Origin of the sequence: Serratia proteamaculans, from assembly GCF_949794035.1 — a bacterium.
In the GTDB taxonomy this organism is placed as follows: Bacteria; Pseudomonadota; Gammaproteobacteria; order Enterobacterales; family Enterobacteriaceae; genus Serratia; species Serratia proteamaculans.
Genome location: NZ_OX461105.1, coordinates 4,804,299 through 4,821,081, shown reverse-complemented (window position 1 = coordinate 4,821,081; position 16,783 = coordinate 4,804,299). Strand labels below are relative to the sequence as shown.

Here is a 16,783-nt window from a genome sequence, read left to right as displayed (position 1 = left end):
CATGACCAAGCGTGGATGGAGTGTGGCAGTACTGTTGGCGACAATGGCAGTGTGGACGCTGCTGGCCTGGGGTGTCTCTGGCATATTGGGTTGGTTGCCTGCGCTGACGGAGCTGGCGCAGAGCGGTTCGGCCCAGTTGGCACCGCAGCTTACCGGCTGGCTCAGCCTGGTGCCGCAGGCATTATTGGACAGTTGGCTGCCGCTGTTGCAGCAACTGGGCGGCTGGCTGGCGGGATCTTTCCCGTTGCTGCTTACCTGGGCGGGATATGCCGTCTGGCTCATCTGGGGGTTGGGCATGCTGGCACTGCTGGTACTTGGCGCTTTGGCGCGCCGTGTTTTGCTCAGCGATAGCCCTGATAGACTTCCCCCACGCGCTTAAAGTACTCGGTCAGGTAATCGATACACACCTGTACCTTGAGCGGCAGTTTATCTTTCTCGGTGTACACCGCGTACACCGGGCGAGGATCCGCATGATAGCTTTTGAACAGGATCTCGATCTCTCCGCGTTTGATCTCTTCGATCACCCACATCAGCGGCGCATAGGCGATACCGGCCCCGGCTTTTAGCCAGCGGATCATTGTCTGTGAATCGTTGGTGACAAAGCGCCCTTGTGGTGCGATGCGCGTGCTGATGCCTTCCGGCGCGATCAGCTCGAATTCGCTATCTGGTCGCACGCTGTATTCCAGCCAGGAAAAATTGACCATGTCGCTCGGTTTTTGTGGCGTGCCGTACTGGCTGAGATAGCTTTTGGCGGCACACACCACCATCGGCATTGAACCCAGGCGTTTGGAGAACAGGCTGGAATCCTGCAGCGCACCGGTACGGATCACTACGTCCAGCCCGTCAGCAATCAGATCCGGGGCGGGGATGCCGGTCACCAGGTTCACCGTCAGGCCAGGGTACTCTTTCAACATATCGGCGGTCATGGTCGCCAGCACGTTTTGTGCCATGGTGGAGGAACTGCCAATACGCAGCGTGCCGGTCGGTGTATTATTAAACGCATACAGCTGCTCGTGCACTTCGCTGACTTCCAGCAACATGCGGCGACAGCCCTGATAATAGATTTTTCCGGCCTCCGTCAGGCCGATGCTGCGCGTGCTGCGGTTGAGCAGCTTGACCTGCAGCTCATTCTCCAGTTTGGAGACGGTCTGGCTGATAGACGAAACGCTCATATCCAATTGGCGCGCTGCCGCAGTAAATGACCCGCATTCAACCACTTTGGCGAATACCGACATCCGTTTTAGTCTTTCCATTATTCACTCTGGCTTAAAAGTGATTTAGATCACAGATTGTTGATGAGTTGATAGTAAGCACGCTAATATAAACCGGTCGGGTGGAAAGACCTTACCAACGCGCGAGCGCGATCGGCAGCGCCATAATGGCCGATCCCTCCGGTATCCTCGCAGTCCCTATCGCGGATGTACGCTCCAGAGTTTACTCTTATTTCAGGTTCCTGACCTGCCTGGGCCGGAATTTGTGGTGCGCGTCAGCTAAAATGTAAAGAGAATGTGAATGGATATAGGTCTCAAAGCCCGGTGCAGTGAACAATAAGGAAAAATTGATGAGTTTGCTTCCGGTTATGGTCATTTTCGGACTGTCGTTTCCCCCGATATTTTTTGAGTTGCTGCTTTCGCTGGCGCTGTTTTTTTTACTGCGCCGCCTGCTGCAACCCACCGGGATTTACGATTTTGTCTGGCATCCAGCGCTGTTTAACACCGCGCTGTACTGCTGTTTGTTCTATCTGATTACCTGTCTTTTCGTTTGAGGTCGCTGTGAAAAATTTTTCAATAAAAATAACCCGAATCGCGATCACTCTGATTCTGGTCCTGCTGGGGATCGTCGCCATATTCAAAGCCTGGGTGTTCTACACAGAATCCCCCTGGACGCGTGACGCCAAGTTCACCGCCGACGTGGTGGCCATTGCCCCGGACGTCACCGGCCTGTTGACCGACGTGCCTCTGGTGGACAACCAACTGGTGAAGAAAGGGCAGGTGCTGCTGGTTATCGACCAGCCGCGCTACCAACAGGCCCTGGCAGAAGCCAGCGCCGATGTTGCCTATTACCAGACGCTGGCAGCGGAAAAGAGACGTGAAGCCGGTCGCCGTGTGCGCCTCGGTGTGCAGGCAATGTCGCAGGAAGAGATCGACCAGGCTAACAACGTGCTGCAAACCGTAGAGCATCAGTTGGCGAAGGCAGTGGCGACCCGTGAACTGGCTAAATTGGATCTGGAACGCACCACAGTGCGCGCACCGGCCGATGGCTGGATCACCAACCTGAACGTACATGCCGGTGAATATATCACCCGGGGTTCAGTCGCCGTGGCGCTGGTGAAGAAAAACAGTTTCTACATTCTGGCCTACCTGGAAGAAACCAAGCTGAATGGCCTGAACAAGGGCGATCGTGCAGAAATCACCCCGCTGGGCAGCAATCGCATCATGCACGGCACCGTCGACAGCGTGGCTGCCGCCGTCAACAACAGCAGCAGCACCGTGAACAGCAAAGGGCTGGCGTCGATCGACAGCAACCTGGAGTGGGTACGCCTGGCCCAGCGCGTGCCGGTGAAGATCCTGTTGGACGACAAAGACCAGTTGCATCCGTATCCGGCGGGGACCACCGCCACGGTGGTGATCACCGGCAAGAACGATCGTGCTACCGACAGCGGCTCGCCTTTTGTGCGTTTGATGCATCGGCTGCGTGAGTTCGGTTAATGAATAACCCAACCTTTATCCGGCTGAGATTTGCCTTCAAGCTCAGTTTCGCGATTGTGTTTGCCCTGTTTGTCGGTTTCCATCTCAATCTGGAAACCCCACGCTGGTCGGCAATGACCGCTGCCATCGTGGCCGCCGGCACGGCCTTTGCGGCGGGTGGCGAGCCTTTTTCCGGTGCGATTCGCCATCGCGGCTGGCTGCGTATTATCGGCACCTTTATCGGCTGTTTTGTTGGCATCGTGATTATCGTCACTACGGCGCGTGCACCGGTGGTGATGTTGTTGTTGTGCTGCATTTGGGCCGGTTTTTGCACCTGGGTTTCCTCTCTGGTGAAAGTTGAAAACTCCTATGCCTGGGGTTTGGCGGGTTATACCGCGCTGATCATTATCGTGACCGTTGCCAGCAGTGAATCTCACCTGCTGGAAGCGCCGCAGTTCGCCATTGAGCGCTGCAGCGAGATCGTGCTGGGGATCGTCAGCGCCGTGCTGGCGGACCTGCTGTTCTCACCACGTTCGATCAAACAGGATATCGACCGGGCGGTGGATAAACTGCTGGTGGATCAGTACCTGTTGATGCAGATGTGCATCAGCAACGCCGAGAAAGAAGACATCGACCGTGCCTGGAGCAATCTGGTGAAGAGCACCACTGCGCTGAACGGCATGCGCAGTCACCTGATGATGGAGTCATCACGCTGGCAGAAAGTAAACCGGCGCGTGCTGGCGATGCATACGCTGTCGCTGACGCTGATAACCCAGGCCTGTGAAACCTATTTAATCCTGTTGAACCACCCGGATGCACTGAAGGAAAATATCCGTGAGTTACTGATGGTCCCGGCGGCAACGCCGCAGGAAATTCATAAACGAATGAAGCTGTTGCGGCAGGTGTTGACCACCAACCGCACCGACGAAACATTGCTGACCATCACCAGTTGGGTGGGGGCGGCTACCCGTTACCTGTTGCTGGCTAAAGGCGTGCACACCAACAGCAGTATCAGTGCGGTTGAAGAGGGTGTGCTGAGCAGTGAGGTGGTGGTTAAACCGACCTCGGCGGAAGGTCACCACGCGATGATTAACGGCCTGCGCACCTTTGTGGCGACGGCGTTTGGTAGCCTGCTGTGGCTGTGGACCGGCTGGACCTCCGGCAGCGGTTTTATGGTGATCATCGCGGTGATCACCTCGCTGGCGATGCGTACCCCGGCACCACGTATGGTGGCGATGGACTTTATCCTGGGTATGTTGGCGGCGATCCCGGTCGGCTCGCTGTTCTTTATGGTGATCCTGCCGGCGACTCAGCAAAGTATTTTACTGCTGTGCCTCAGCCTGGGTCTGCTGGCGTTTTTCATCGGTATCGAAGTGCAAAAACGGCGGTTGGGTTCGCTCGGCTTGCTGGCGGGGACCATCAATATTCTGGTGTTGAGTAACCCGATGGAGTTCAACGTCACACAGTTCCTCGATGGCGCGCTCGGCCAGTTCCTCGGCAGTTGCGTGGGCCTGATGGTGCTGTTGCTGATCCGTGATAACTCTCGCGAACGCACCGGTCGTACGCTGCTGAACCAGTTTGTCGGCAGTGCGGTATCGGCGCTGACCACCAAGACCTCACGTCGTCAGCAAAACCACCTGCCCGCGCTGTATCAGCAGTTGAATCAACTGCTGATGATGTTCCCGAACGATATCGCCAAGTACCGGCTGGCGCTGAACCTGATCATTGCTCACCAGCGTATGCAGCGAGCGGAGATCCCGGTCAGCGAGGAGCTTTCGGCGTTCCATAAACAGATCCGCAATACCGCCGACCATATGGTCTCGGCGAAGAACGACGTAAAACGTGCTTATTATTACGATCGGCTGTTGAGCGAAATGAACGATTATCAGCAGAAGCTGGTTGATTATCAGGCACCGCTCAGCGTCACCGGGCCGGTAAAACGCCTGGCCGACATGCTGCACCGCTATCGTCATGCGTTGATTGACTGATACCTCAAATACCCCTGCCGGGGCTATACTTGCCTGAGATAGCCCTGTTTCAGAGTTGCACTGAGTGCCAGACGCGCGGCAAAATGGCATGATTAGCTTGAACGGGTGATGCAGGTTGTTCGGCGCGGTTTCCCTGAAGTGAAAACGTTACATGCCAGTCATCTCTGCTTCATCCTTTTCATCTATAAATCCAACCAGCATGGGTGCTGATGCACCCCTGTAGGCCATAAATCAGGGACAGCAATGAACAAGCGGATCCTCGTGGCGATAGTTATCGCCGTTGTGATAGCCGGTTTTAACGCATTGCGCGGTAACGATCGAGTGATTGCCAACGTGCCGGCGGTGGCCGAAGGTCAGAGTATTGACCAACTGACGCAGCAGAAAAGGGTGGTGAGCTACCTGCAGCAGCATCAGCGGTTGCCGGACTATTACCTCACCAAGAAGCAGGCGCGTGAGCAGGGATGGGATGCACGTAACGGTAATCTGTGTTCGGTACTGCCGGGCAAGGCGATTGGCGGCGACCGTTTCTCAAACCGAGAAGGGCAATTGCCCACGGCCCGCAGTCGGGTATGGCGCGAGGCGGATATCAATTATCAATGCGGCCGGCGCGGCGCCGATCGCTTGCTGTATTCCAGCGATGGCCTGATTTTTGTCACGCGTGACCATTATAAAAACTTCATTCGGGTGGAGTGAGCTTGATGGCAAAAGTAGAGTTCGATTTTAATCAGATTAACGATTTGCCGGCGTTTTACCGCGACTTTGCGCATAAGTTTGCGCTGGATGAGGCGTTTGGCGCCAATCTGGACGCACTGTGGGACGTGGTGACTGCCGACATCGGCTTGCCGGTGGAGATAGAATTCACCCATCTCAACGCCCGCAGCAAACGACGCTTTGGCGCGATTATCCTGCTGTTTGAAGAGGCGGAGGAAGAGCTGGAAGGCAGCCTGCGTTTCAATATTCGTGAAAGCAGCGGTGAACCTGCACATCACCGGGGATGAATCGAGTTCATCCCGTGGTGACGGCGGCGATCATTGGGCGGTCTCGGCCAGATCGCGCAGGTATTGGAATATTTGACGGTAAGCTTTCGGCGGCTTGTTAGCGGCTTTCTCTTTCTGTGCGTTACGCACCAGTGAGCGCAGCTGCTGACGATCGGCTTCCGGATACAGCGCCAGGATCGGCGGGATCGCATCATCGCCTTCTTCCACCAGGCGGTCACGCAGCGCTTCCAGCTTGTGGAACAGCGAAACCTGTTGGTTATGGCGGTTCTTCAGCTTGTCGAGCGCGGTCTGAATCGGCTCTATGTCGCGGGCACGCAGCATCTTGCCAATCAGTTGCAGCTGACGACGGCGGCCTTCTTTCTTGATCTTCTGCGCCAGTTCAATCGCAGCGCGCAAATCTTCATCCAGCGGGATGCGTTCCAGCGCGTTCTTACCCAGCTCGACCAGTTCGACACCCAGGTCTTTCAGCGCTTCGGCATCACGTTTAATTTCACTTTTACTGACCCAGATAATCTCGTCATCTTCCTCGTCAATGTTCTCCGGGACATCGTCGAGCCAGTCTTCAGGCTGTTTGTTCATGGTAGGCTCCGTTAAAAAGAGGCTAATCCTAACAGGTTGTCCAGCAACCCGCCAATTACGCACCAGAGCAGATTGAGTATAGCTGTCGAAGCGACGAAAAATTGCCCTTATTAGCTGATAATTATTTTTGATTTGTTGTTTTTATCAGTATGTGAGTATAAAATTTTATACAAATGGAGGCGATGCTCATGGACGATGAGAATGAAAAAGCCATTGATTGGCGTGGATCCTCGTTGGTGGATCTATTAGCGTTTCCGGCCGACGCGCGAAAGGCTGCCGGGTTTGAATTGAGTAAAGTACAAAGAGGCGTTGAACCCGGCAATTGGAAGCCCATGAGTGGATGCGGTGCCGGTGTTTGCGAGATCCGCTTATATGCTTTTGCTGGTGCATTCAGAGTGGTTTACGTGGCTAAGTTCAATGAGGTTATTTATGTTTTGCACAGTTTTCAAAAGAAGACAGCCAAAACCAGTCGGCACGATATTCAGATTATCAAAACGCGTTATGACGCTGTAATAGAAGAGCGGGGTAAAAAGAAATGACCAAGCCTATTGATACTCATTCCCGGCATGTTACGCCACGAGGTGGCAATGTGTTCGCTGACCTGGGGTTTGCTGCCGATGAGGCAGGGCAACTGCAGGCGCAATCCAATGCAGAGATTGAACACCTTATTGCACTTAAAAAACAGCTGATGGGAGAAATCAGTGCATGGATAGAAGGTGAAGGGTATAGGCAAGAGGAGGCCGCACGCTATTTGCATACTTCCCGGCCCCGTGTGTCTGACGTGGTAAATCAGAAAACAGACAAATTCACTCTCGATGCATTGATCAACATGCTTGCCAATATAGGCAAATCAGTAAAGTTGGTCATTGAGTGACAAACCTGCTGGTTTAGCGACCCTTCTATGCCCCTGCAATTGCTTTATGCGAAATTCCACGCGGTTCCTGTTAGACTCAAAAGCATAAATCTCATGATTTTTGCGCGTGACTCCGCGCGCAACCACGCCGCCACGGCACTTTTCTCAACGATTTTCTGATTAAGTATGGCAGATTGATGAAAGTAGTCACTCAAGTTGCAGAACAGCGCAAGGCGCTGGAACAGGCCGTCTCACAGGCTTTGGAACTGGCGCGCGCCGGCTCCGATGCGGCAGAAGTTGCCGTGACCAAATCAACCGGTATCAGCGTCAGCACCCGCTTCGGCGAGGTGGAGAACGTTGAGTTCAACAGCGATGGTGCGTTGGGCATTACCGTCTATCATCAGCAACGCAAAGGCAGTGCTTCTTCTACCGATCTCAGCCCGGATGCCATTGCCCGCACCGTGCAGGCGGCGCTGGATATCGCCCGCTATACCTCGGTGGATCCGCATGCCGGTCCAGCAGAGAAAGACCTGTTGGCGTTTGAAGCACCGGATTTGGACTTGTTCCACCCGGCAGAGCTGGACGCCGATCGCGGTATCGAACTGGCTGCTCGCGCCGAACAGGCGTCACTGGCGGCGGATAAACGCATCACCAACACTGAAGGCGGCAGTTTTAACAGCCACTACGGTATCAAGGTGTTCGGCAACAGCCACGGCATGCTGCAAAGCTATTGCTCGAGTCGACATTCATTGTCGAGCTGTGTGATTGCCGAGCAGGGCGGTGATATGGAGCGTGATTACGCCTATACCATCGGCCGTGCCATGAGCGATCTGGAAAGCCCTGAATGGGTGGGCCAGGAATGTGCCCGTCGCACTTTGTCGCGTCTGGCACCGCGCAAGCTGTCGACCATGACCGCCCCGGTCCTGTTCGCCTCTGAAGTGGCGACCGGTCTGTTCGGCCACCTGGTTGGTGCCATCAGCGGCAGCAGCGTCTATCGTAAATCGACCTTTCTGCTGGATTCGTTGGGCAAGCAGATCCTGCCGGACTGGCTGACCATCGAAGAGCACCCGCACCTGCTGAAAGGGCTGGCCTCCACGCCGTTCGACAGCGAGGGTGTACGTACCCAACGGCGTGACATTGTTAAAGATGGCGTGCTGCAAACCTGGCTGATGACCAGCTACGCGGCGCGTAAGCTCGGCATGCACAGCACCGGCCATGCGGGCGGCATCCACAACTGGCGTATTGCCGGGCAGGGTAATGACTTTGCCGGCATGCTCAAGCAGTTGGGTACCGGCCTGGTGGTTACCGAGCTGATGGGCCAGGGTGTCAGCGGCATTACCGGTGACTACTCACGCGGTGCTGCCGGTTTCTGGGTGGAAAATGGGGAGATCCAGTATCCGGTCAGTGAGATCACCATCGCCGGTAACCTGAAAGACATGCTGCGTAATATTGTCAGCGTGGGCAGCGATATCGAAACCCGCAGCAATATCCAGTGCGGTTCCGTATTGTTGCCGGACATGAAAATCGCCGGTCAGTAATCTCTGCTACGGCTGGCCGCTTCGGTTGCCAGCCGCATCTCTCTCCTTTCCTTCCCCTGTTTTAACCTTGCTTACAAATCTTCGGTTTCGGTTTTCAGCGCCCTTGCCTATGGTTAGGCTGGGTCAAATAAAACAATAACCGGAAGGTGAGCAAGCATGTCGAACAAACTGAAAGCGCTGTTGGCGTTGGCGCTGCTGGGTGCCAGTACACTGGCGGTCGCGGCCGATCTGGCCGACGATATGGATACCATCGCAGGCAATTACAAAAAGGTGCTGAGCACCGATTCCACGGATACTCTCAAACAAAGCCTGCAGAATATGCGCGCCGCGGCGGTAGATGCCAAGCAAAGCAAGCCGCCGAAAATGGAAGACAAAGCCAACGATAGCCCAGAGATAAAAGATTTTCACCACGGACTGGATACGTTGATCGGCCAGATCGATCAGTCGCTGGCGCTGGCCAACCAGGGCAAGCTGGCAGAAGCCAAACAGGTCGCGCAGGGCTTCAAGCAAACTCGCGACACCAACCACAAGAAATTCCGTTAAGCCCTTTCGCGCCGTTCTGAAGCCAGATAGCAGGACGGCGCCTGCCCCAGCACGCGGCGAAACATGGTTGCAAACGCCGCGCTGCTTTCATAACCCAATTCCAGAGCCACCTGCGTAACGCTACGGCCTTCGGCCAATTGGGCCAGCGCCAACACCACGCAGGCCCGCTGACGCCATTGTGAGAATGACATGCCGGTTTGATCCCGGAACAAGCGGCTGAAGCTGCGGATACTCATATACAGGCGTGTAGCCCACACCTGCGGTGAGTCGTGCGCGTCGGGCTGTTGCAGGAATCTCTGGCACAGTTCCCCCAGTCGTCGATCGGCAGGCAGCGGGATGTGCAGCGGCAGGGACTGCAACTGGGCCAGCTCATGTAACAGCAAACTGACCAGCGCACCATCCCGGCCTTGCTGCTGATACTCGAGGGGCATATCGACCGCCGCCATCAACAGTTGGCGCATCAGCGGTGTCACGCTAACCACCTGACAAACCTGAGGTTGAGAGGCCAGCAGCGCCGTCGGTTCAATGTACAGGCTGCGGGTGGTGACGCCGACCATTCTCACCTCGTGCGGCATCTGTGGCGGCAGCCACACCGCCCGCTGTGGTGGCACCAGCCAGTTACCCTGGAGGGTAAAGACGTGCATCACCCCGGTGGCACCATAGAGTAGCTGAGCGCGCCTGTGGCTGTGCATGGGCAACAGATGGCCTGAAGGGTAGTCGGTCCCTATGGCAATCACCGGCCTCGGCACATGGTCGAGGTCATCAATACGTACGTTGCGCATAAACCCTGTCGTTGTGCAGTTTGGCCGAAACGCAATGATAGTTGGCCTTTCATATAAAGCAAGCCAGTCGCCATCACTCTACTATCAGGGCAGAAAAATAACGCTGCCTTGGTGGCGAGGTATTTTATTGTTGATTGAACCCTCATTATTTTAAACGCCGGGGCGGGGTGGGTTATCTCACCTGTGCAATACAAGAAGTTAATAAGGAATAAATGACTGTTTATTCCAACACCTGAAGCAATAGTTATTCTTTTAATGCTGTGACTATAAGGTGATATTTCATGTATAAGATCGGTGTGATTGGTGGTGGAGCGGCGGGTATTTCTTTTGCGTATAACTTTATTAAGAATAAGTCGATTAATAATTGCAATAAGCATCTTTCGCTGAAGGTTTATGACAAGCAAGGCTTTAATGGTGGTATGGCTTACAGTAGTGACTTCGATAGCCATATCCTCAATATGACGCCGGAGAACATGTCGGCGGATATTTTTGACCGTGCGCACTTTTCTGATTGGATCTCGATGCATTTCCCTCGCTACTGTAAAGACCGCTATCCGCCTCGCTGGGTTTATAAAGATTATCTCGATTTTATTCGTGATATGTCGGTGTTTATGGCGGCTGACAGCAACGTTACGCTGAATTTTATTACCGCTGAAGTCGAAGCGATCGGCTCGCATTCCGGGGGGTATTTGTTGACCACCGCCGGTGGCGCTGCGGAGCAGATGAACGCGTTAGTGTTGTGTTCGGGGCATAATGAAGCGGAAAGCCTGTATCCGATTGATGGCGTTATTGCCTACCAGGCTAATCGGGAATTGCCGGCTATCAGCCCTGCTTCAGCAGTCGGTGTGATTGGCTGTAGTCTGACGGCGATAGACGCGATTATCGAGCTGATTGAACGGGTGGGCGCGAGTGATATATCCGCTTTGTCGCGTTCCGGCTTGTTCCCCAGCGTGCAGCCTGCACTGATGCGCGCACCGCCACCCGCATTCAGGCAACGGCTGGTCCGTTTCGTCGCCGACCATAGCTATATCGACGCCCATCAGTTGGTTCATGTGATTAACGCGGCGCTGGAGCAATACTACCCAGGTCCGGAGCGGCTGACGGTGCTGTCGGCGATGGGGGCCGGTAAGGATTGTTATCGCGATCTGGCTGAAAGCCTGAGCCGGGCGCGCTTCGCCCGTGAGCATATTTGTAGCTACCTGGCCGCTATCCATCCTGCAGTATGTGAGGCTTGGGTAAAAATGGATGAAAATAATCGACAGGTATTTATGCGCTTCTATAATTCGTCCTGGATGCGCAACCGGCACGCCATGCCATTAAAAAATGCCAATAAAATTATCACTGCATTTGAATGCCAACGGCTGCGTGCTTTTGGCGGTGTGATCAATATCGAGAAGAACGATCAAGGTTTTAAAGCTTTTTGCCATAATACGGCGGTACATACCCAATATCTGCTTAATTGCACGGCCCCTTCTTATCAAATGAAACCAAACCGGTTAAACGACACTTTGTTGCAGGGTGGCCTGGTGCAAGAAAATATATTTGGTGGCGTGAAGTGTAATCCCCTGACACTAAAAATCCCGGACGAACAGGGCAATGAACAAAACCTTTACTCTCTGGGTGCTCCGGCGAAAGGCGATCTTTTTTATACCTCGGCAATGGAATCCATAACCCGGGATATCAGTAAAATAGTTTTCAATAACAGCATATTTAATACCAAGAAGGCAACAGTATGAAAAACGTAGCGCTATTTGTTGGCAACGATATTTTTTCCTGGTTGGCATGTCAGGATGTTATTAGCGCCTTAAACAAGGAGTGTACTTTTACGGTTTATTTTCCGCTGGCGAAAGCGTCGGGTCGTTTACAGGAGCCGGCGGTGCGGCAACTGGGGCTTTATGAGCGTCAGGTGCTGAATGACTTCGTCTTTCCCTTTGCCAGCCGACATACCGATGTTTGCCAGGGGGCTTATCAGGCACCGCAGGTTTTCCTGGCGGGTGCCGGGGTGAATGCGCATCGTATTACGGATATCAATGACCGCGCCTTTATCAGCAGCTTGGGCAATATGGATGCGGTGATTTCATTGCGCTGTTATCAGAAGTTTTCTGCCGATTATGTACGGGCTTTCAGCCAGCGCGGTAAATTGCTGTGGAACCTGCATCCAGGGGATTTGCCGCATTATCGCGGCGTCATGACGCTCTTTCGCGCCATGATGAACGGTGAGGAACGCTGCGCATTAACGTTGCACGAGATGGATGAGCAATGGGATGCCGGCCCGGTGATCGCTCGCCAGCCCGCAGAACTGCGCTATGACCTTTCATTTTTGGAAAATATGCTGCTGCTGGGGATCCGTTCCGGCGCCTTTTTGGCGAATCAGTTAATGCGGGTGGGTGAGCGGAAACCGATAACCCTGGAACGGCAAGGCGACTACCGTTATTGGGGGTTCCCGGATGCACAAACCCTGGAACAGGCACAGGCGGTGGGGATTGAACTCGTCGACCATGATGCTATTCGCCGCCATTACCTGGCGTTGTTTGTCGGCGATGAATTCCATGTGTTGGCCGGTCAGTTCGCAGCCGGTTTTGATGATTTCATTCGGGCGTATAGCCATGATTGAGACGCTGGTCATCCTCGGTGCCGGTTTTATTACCGGCATCACCACCATTTTGTTCGGTTTTGGCGGTGGCTTTGTGGTGGTGCCCTTTGTTTATCATTTGGTTGCCGCTTCGGGCGAGCAGTCAGGTCAGGCAATGCATATCGCGGTGGCGACCTCGACGGCGGTGATGATCCTGAATTCGGGCTATGCCACCTTCACCAACTGGCGCAGCGGCAACCTGCTGCGTGAAACCATCGTCCCGCTGATCTATTTTATCGGCATTGGCGCTGCGTTGGGGGCTTTTGCCTCCAGCTTGCTGGAAGACGGAGTGGTTAGGCTGCTGTTTGTAATTTATATGCTGGTGACGATCGCAGACTGCCTGTTCAGACAGGGTTTTTTAGTCAAGCCGGCTCGTGCGGTGCTGTCAAAGGCGACCCTGTGGATCGGGGGGCCGTTAATCGGGGTGATTGCCACCATGCTCGGCGTGGGGGGAAGTGTGCTGACGGTGCCTTTATTGCGTCGGCATGGCTATGAAATGAAGCATTGCGTCAGCGCGGCCAATCCGTTGTCGATCCCGGTCGCCGTCATTGGTGCATTGATGTATGTCGGATTGGGCTGGAAGGAAATGACCGGGCCGCAATACCTGGGCTATGTCAATCTCACCATTCTTGGGCTGCTGGTGGCTGCAGGTATTTCGGGGATCCTGTTTGCCAAAAGGTGGTTGCCGAAGGTCAACGACAGGCTGCATGCCAGAATTTACGTGTTGCTGTTGATCCTGGTTTTGATCGCCATCAGCTTGTAAGACACAGACAGAAAGGGCGGTAAGGTACCGCCCCGATAACCACTTAGCGGTGGTATTCACCCGCCGCTTCCGGCTGGTACAACAGTTCCAGCACTTCGATATGCGCTTCTTCACCGTTTGGCAACTGCCAGGTAATCTGGTTACCTATGTGCATGCCCAGCAGCGCTGCGCCCAGTGGCGCCATCACCGAAAGCTGCTCGTGGCTATCCTTCAGCGAAGCCGGGTAAACCAGCGTACGCACGTGTTCTTCTGCCGTATGCAGGTCGCGGAAACGCACGCGGCTGTTCATGGTCACCACGCTGGCTGGGATCTGGGACGGCGGCAGGATTTCGGCGCGATCCAGTTCGATGTTCAGCGCAGCGGCGACATCGGTGTTGGCATAGGCCGGTTGTGCCAATAGCGCATCCAGGCGCTCCGCATCCAGCTCATTAATAGTAATGGTTGGTTTGGTCATTCCACTCTCCAGTCAAATCAAAGGGCGCAGGTTACGCGCCCATAAATTCGGAAAAACAGCACAAAAGCAACACCCCCCGCGCCAGAGGAGCGGGGGGTGTTGTTGATGTCGAATTGTCTTACCGATAGTAGGCGGTTAAGCGGGGAAAAGAAAGAGATCCCGATCACGAAGCTTTTCACCACCGCTGCGCGAACTGGAAACAGTTTGTGGTGTTATCTTTTTGTAATTTAATTGAATTATCTGGCAAATGCCTATTTTGCGAAATGGATCCCTGACGGTCACTGAATTTCCACTTCCAACTGGAAAAAAACACGCTACACAGAAAATCTTCCCGGGGTTAGGGTAAAGGCATCAGAGAAGGCGGGTTATTCAGGTGATGCGCTATGCGATTGACAGAATCATGTTTGGATCTAGGGGTACTGAAAAGTGAATGATGGATCTGCTGCGAGAGAAAATAGTGAGCAACCCGATATCAGTCAGGCCGGGGCGATAACCGAGCAGGTACTGGCTGATATTACCGCGATGCTGAGCGCAGAAGGCATTTATACCAATGCCGTACAGCAACAGATGCTGGAATCGCATATTCGTGCCATGGTGCTACGCTCAATAACCGGTGAGCCTTTGCCTGAGGTGGATAAATCGTTGTTTGATGAAATCTCAGAGGAATCAATGAAAATGGCGGAAAGAGTCGTGGATCCCTTTAGCACTCTACCGATAGAAGAAGCTTATTTGCTTTCCGTACATTTTGAAGTGGCAAAAGATAATAACCAATAGCAGTTAACGAATTAATTTAATCAGGAGAAATACCATGGGTCAGATTACCGTAGTGATTGGCGATCGTTTGGGTAAAGGTCAGAAAGTGGGTCAGGGCATTGAAAACGCAGGCGGAAAAGCCATTGTGATCCCAGGCGTAGCGGCAGACATGAAGCTCGGCGACGTGATGAAAGCGGAAGGCGCGCAGTTGGGTATTTCTTTCTGCGGCAGCGGCGGTGCTGGTGCGATTACCGCTCAGACCAAATACGGCTATAAAGCCAAATACGGCATGCGCTCGATTGATGAGGGCGTGACGGCAATTAACGAAGGCTGCACCGTGTTAGGTTTCGGTTTTATGGATAAAGAAGAACTGGGCCAGAGGCTGGTTGAAGCCTACGTTAAAAAACACGGCAATCCGTAATGAAAGAGCAATATACAACGTCGGTAAAGGTGGAGGGTAAGGGCGACAGCAAAGCGAAAGCTTTTGCTTCCGCCTTGGCCAATGTGCAGGGCGCGGTATTAAAATCCACCAGTAATATTCTGCTGCGTATTGAACCGCAGGATGTCAGCGTATTAAAAGCGGAAGAGAAAATAACAAAAGAAAAGTTTCTGTTCTTCTTTCTGCCGCGCGAAAGAAAGAACTATTCCGTTACTCTGGAAATAACCGTGAACGTGACAATCATCAATACAGAAAAAGTTGTCTTCGTCGCGAAATAAAAACGTTAGCATAAATCAAAGGGTATACTGATGTTTTTAATCATCTTATTTAAGTCGCTTATTATAGGCGGACTGGTGGGGGTTGGCGTAGGGGCCGGCGCCGCACGTATGTTCCATGCTCCGACCACACAGGGCATGGGCGCTTTCCGCACCCTGGGCGAGCTGAACTCCTGCGAGGGCGATCCGGCTTCCCATTTCTCATTCGGTCTGGGCTTCTTCTTCAACGCCTGGGCGTCTTCCGTGGCGGCGGGGGCCTTCACGCAGGACGTTGACCACCGCATCATCCCACATTGGGGGGCAGCGGCGTTGATGGTCAAAAACCGCAACCTGGCGCAAACGCTGCACGATCCGAAAAAAATGGCTATCGCCTGCGGCATTATCGGCATGCTGGTGGTGGCCTTCCTCAATACCACCGCCTCCGCAGTGCCTGCTGCGCTGCAGGTCACGGCGATTAAAGTGTTGGTACCGGCCGCTAACCTGCTGGTGAACACCGTGATGCCGGTGATCTTCTGGCTGGCGGCGATCGACGCCGGGCGTCGCTCCGGCTTCTGGGGCACCATCTTCGGCGGCCTGGCGCAGTTGATCATGGGTAACGCCGTACCGGGTCTGGTGCTGGGTATCCTGATCGGTAAAGGCGTGGAAGAGAGTGGCTGGAACAAAATCACCAAGATCATGATGGCGGTGATCGTGCTGTTGTTCGTGCTGAGCGGTTTCTTCCGCGGCTTCGACATGAAAGTCCTCGAGTCCTTCAGCCTCGGCGTGCCGGGCTGGCTGGATGCCATTCACAATACCCTGAGCGGTAAATAAGGAGCTGGATGATGGAAGAACAAACCCAAAAAGGCTTCTGGTATGCCGACTGGTCATTCCCGATTTTTGTTGGCCTGCTCTCTTCCGGCGTGTTCGCCGGGACGCACATGTACTACCTGTACGGCATCGGTGCCTTTAACGAAGTGGCCTTCGTATCCATGCTGCGGGCAGGAATGGATACCGGCGTTTATGGCGCGGTGGCGGCATTCGGTGCCAGCTTCCTGTTTGCGCGCATCATCGAAGGCTCGCTGGTGGGGATCCTGGACATCGGCGGTGCGATCCAGACCGGTGTAGGGTTGGGGGTGCCGGCACTGCTGCTGGGGGCGGGGATTATCTTCCCGGTCGCCAACTTTGCTGCCTCGCTGATAACGGGTCTGGTGATTGGTCTGGCGATTGGCTACCTGATCATTCTGGCGCGTAAATTCACCATCAATCAGAGCAACTCCACCTACGGGGCGGACGTGATGATGGGGGCCGGTAACTCCTCCGGTCGCTTCCTGGGGCCGTTGATCATCCTGTCTGCGATGACCGCCTCGATCCCTATTGGCATTGGTTCACTGCTCGGCGCACTGCTGTTCTATATCTGGAATAAGCCAATCACCGGCGGGGCGATCCTCGGGGCGATGCTGTTAGGGGCTATTTTCCCGGTAGCCATCGCTTAAATGCGACTGTGATTGTCGGGGGAGCGG

General features: G+C 54.2%; 22 protein-coding genes. 18 read left to right on the top strand and 4 right to left on the bottom strand.

Features of this window, described 5'->3' with window-relative positions; all coding sequences use genetic code 11:
- Window position 1 precedes the first annotated feature (1 nt).
- Window positions 2–379, top strand: coding sequence for a hypothetical protein (locus QOT07_RS22435; RefSeq protein WP_207977329.1), 378 nt, complete (start codon window positions 2–4; stop codon window positions 377–379).
- On the opposite strand, the gene aaeR is transcribed toward QOT07_RS22435, so the two are convergent.
- Window positions 342–1,253, bottom strand: coding sequence for an HTH-type transcriptional activator AaeR (aaeR, locus tag QOT07_RS22430; RefSeq protein WP_207977331.1), 912 nt, complete (start codon window positions 1,251–1,253; stop codon window positions 342–344). The genes QOT07_RS22435 and aaeR overlap by 38 nt on opposite strands.
- A gap of 308 nt (window positions 1,254–1,561) precedes the next feature.
- Between aaeR and aaeX the strand changes: the two genes are divergently transcribed.
- The 5 genes from aaeX to QOT07_RS22405 all read left to right on the top strand — a co-directional run bounded on the left by aaeX (window position 1,562) and on the right by QOT07_RS22405 (window position 5,673).
- The gene (aaeX, locus tag QOT07_RS22425; RefSeq protein WP_012147087.1) at window positions 1,562–1,765 is read left to right on the top strand and encodes a p-hydroxybenzoic acid efflux pump operon protein AaeX; all 204 of its coding nucleotides are present in this window, start codon (window positions 1,562–1,564) and stop codon (window positions 1,763–1,765) included.
- Window positions 1,766–1,772: 7 nt separating this feature from the next.
- Complete coding sequence (gene aaeA, locus QOT07_RS22420; protein WP_085119165.1) at window positions 1,773–2,708, top strand: p-hydroxybenzoic acid efflux pump subunit AaeA; 936 nt, start codon at window positions 1,773–1,775, stop codon at window positions 2,706–2,708.
- Window positions 2,708–4,675 (top strand): p-hydroxybenzoic acid efflux pump subunit AaeB, encoded by a 1,968-nt coding sequence (aaeB, locus tag QOT07_RS22415; protein WP_099065081.1) that lies wholly within the window; start codon window positions 2,708–2,710, stop codon window positions 4,673–4,675. The genes aaeA and aaeB overlap by 1 nt, the downstream gene beginning before the upstream one ends.
- Before the next feature lie 243 nt (window positions 4,676–4,918).
- The gene (locus QOT07_RS22410; RefSeq protein WP_085119684.1) at window positions 4,919–5,368 is read left to right on the top strand and encodes a ribonuclease; all 450 of its coding nucleotides are present in this window, start codon (window positions 4,919–4,921) and stop codon (window positions 5,366–5,368) included.
- A gap of 5 nt (window positions 5,369–5,373) precedes the next feature.
- A complete protein-coding gene (locus tag QOT07_RS22405; RefSeq protein ID WP_037416266.1) occupies window positions 5,374–5,673 on the top strand; it encodes a barstar family protein in 300 nt (99 codons plus the stop codon).
- A gap of 30 nt (window positions 5,674–5,703) precedes the next feature.
- On the opposite strand, the gene yjgA is transcribed toward QOT07_RS22405, so the two are convergent.
- Window positions 5,704–6,252, bottom strand: coding sequence for a ribosome biogenesis factor YjgA (gene yjgA, locus QOT07_RS22400; protein WP_085119683.1), 549 nt, complete (start codon window positions 6,250–6,252; stop codon window positions 5,704–5,706).
- Window positions 6,253–6,440: 188 nt separating this feature from the next.
- Here yjgA and QOT07_RS22395 point away from each other — a divergent pair, with 188 nt between their 5' ends.
- The 4 genes from QOT07_RS22395 (at window position 6,441) to cybC (ending at window position 9,186) form a co-directional block, all read left to right on the top strand.
- On the top strand, window positions 6,441–6,791 hold the full coding sequence (locus tag QOT07_RS22395) for a type II toxin-antitoxin system RelE/ParE family toxin (RefSeq protein WP_219017070.1): 351 nt from the start codon (window positions 6,441–6,443) through the stop codon (window positions 6,789–6,791).
- Window positions 6,788–7,126, top strand: a complete 339-nt coding sequence (locus QOT07_RS22390) for a helix-turn-helix domain-containing protein (protein ID WP_085119682.1) — start codon at window positions 6,788–6,790, stop codon at window positions 7,124–7,126. Before QOT07_RS22395 ends, QOT07_RS22390 begins: the two co-directional genes overlap by 4 nt.
- A gap of 176 nt (window positions 7,127–7,302) precedes the next feature.
- Entirely contained in the window at window positions 7,303–8,643 is a 1,341-nt protein-coding gene (pmbA, locus tag QOT07_RS22385) for a metalloprotease PmbA (protein ID WP_099065079.1), read from the top strand.
- Between the two features lie 156 nt (window positions 8,644–8,799).
- A complete protein-coding gene (cybC, locus tag QOT07_RS22380; protein WP_085119680.1) occupies window positions 8,800–9,186 on the top strand; it encodes a cytochrome b562 in 387 nt (128 codons plus the stop codon).
- On the opposite strand, the gene QOT07_RS22375 is transcribed toward cybC, so the two are convergent.
- Window positions 9,183–9,968: an AraC family transcriptional regulator gene (locus QOT07_RS22375; protein WP_262261885.1), complete on the bottom strand. Its 786-nt coding sequence runs from the start codon at window positions 9,966–9,968 to the stop codon at window positions 9,183–9,185. The genes cybC and QOT07_RS22375 overlap by 4 nt on opposite strands.
- Before the next feature lie 281 nt (window positions 9,969–10,249).
- Here QOT07_RS22375 and QOT07_RS22370 point away from each other — a divergent pair, with 281 nt between their 5' ends.
- The 3 genes from QOT07_RS22370 to QOT07_RS22360 are packed head-to-tail and all read left to right on the top strand — an operon-like array spanning window position 10,250 to window position 13,363.
- Window positions 10,250–11,704 (top strand): FAD/NAD(P)-binding protein, encoded by a 1,455-nt coding sequence (locus QOT07_RS22370; protein ID WP_219017069.1) that lies wholly within the window; start codon window positions 10,250–10,252, stop codon window positions 11,702–11,704.
- The gene (locus QOT07_RS22365; RefSeq protein ID WP_283603939.1) at window positions 11,701–12,582 is read left to right on the top strand and encodes a formyltransferase family protein; all 882 of its coding nucleotides are present in this window, start codon (window positions 11,701–11,703) and stop codon (window positions 12,580–12,582) included. The genes QOT07_RS22370 and QOT07_RS22365 overlap by 4 nt, the downstream gene beginning before the upstream one ends.
- Window positions 12,575–13,363 carry a sulfite exporter TauE/SafE family protein gene (locus QOT07_RS22360; RefSeq protein ID WP_099065074.1) on the top strand — a complete coding sequence of 263 codons (789 nt, stop codon included), beginning with the start codon at window positions 12,575–12,577 and terminating at the stop codon, window positions 13,361–13,363. Before QOT07_RS22365 ends, QOT07_RS22360 begins: the two co-directional genes overlap by 8 nt.
- A gap of 43 nt (window positions 13,364–13,406) precedes the next feature.
- Here the strand turns inward: QOT07_RS22360 and rnk are convergent, their stop codons facing one another.
- On the bottom strand, window positions 13,407–13,817 hold the full coding sequence (rnk, locus tag QOT07_RS22355; RefSeq protein ID WP_085119679.1) for a nucleoside diphosphate kinase regulator: 411 nt from the start codon (window positions 13,815–13,817) through the stop codon (window positions 13,407–13,409).
- 426 nt (window positions 13,818–14,243) lie between these two features.
- Between rnk and QOT07_RS22350 the strand changes: the two genes are divergently transcribed.
- The 5 genes from QOT07_RS22350 to QOT07_RS22330 are packed head-to-tail and all read left to right on the top strand — an operon-like array spanning window position 14,244 to window position 16,756.
- Entirely contained in the window at window positions 14,244–14,591 is a 348-nt protein-coding gene (locus tag QOT07_RS22350) for a glycine dehydrogenase (RefSeq protein WP_099062090.1), read from the top strand.
- Between the two features lie 34 nt (window positions 14,592–14,625).
- Window positions 14,626–14,991 (top strand): glycine-rich SFCGS family protein, encoded by a 366-nt coding sequence (locus QOT07_RS22345; protein ID WP_012147075.1) that lies wholly within the window; start codon window positions 14,626–14,628, stop codon window positions 14,989–14,991.
- Window positions 14,991–15,287 (top strand): DUF4312 family protein, encoded by a 297-nt coding sequence (locus QOT07_RS22340; RefSeq protein WP_099062091.1) that lies wholly within the window; start codon window positions 14,991–14,993, stop codon window positions 15,285–15,287. The genes QOT07_RS22345 and QOT07_RS22340 overlap by 1 nt, the downstream gene beginning before the upstream one ends.
- 30 nt (window positions 15,288–15,317) lie before the next feature.
- Window positions 15,318–16,094, top strand: coding sequence for a DUF4311 domain-containing protein (locus QOT07_RS22335; RefSeq protein ID WP_012147073.1), 777 nt, complete (start codon window positions 15,318–15,320; stop codon window positions 16,092–16,094).
- Between the two features lie 11 nt (window positions 16,095–16,105).
- Window positions 16,106–16,756 carry a DUF4310 family protein gene (locus QOT07_RS22330; RefSeq protein ID WP_037416299.1) on the top strand — a complete coding sequence of 217 codons (651 nt, stop codon included), beginning with the start codon at window positions 16,106–16,108 and terminating at the stop codon, window positions 16,754–16,756.
- Window positions 16,757–16,783: the final 27 nt, after the last annotated feature.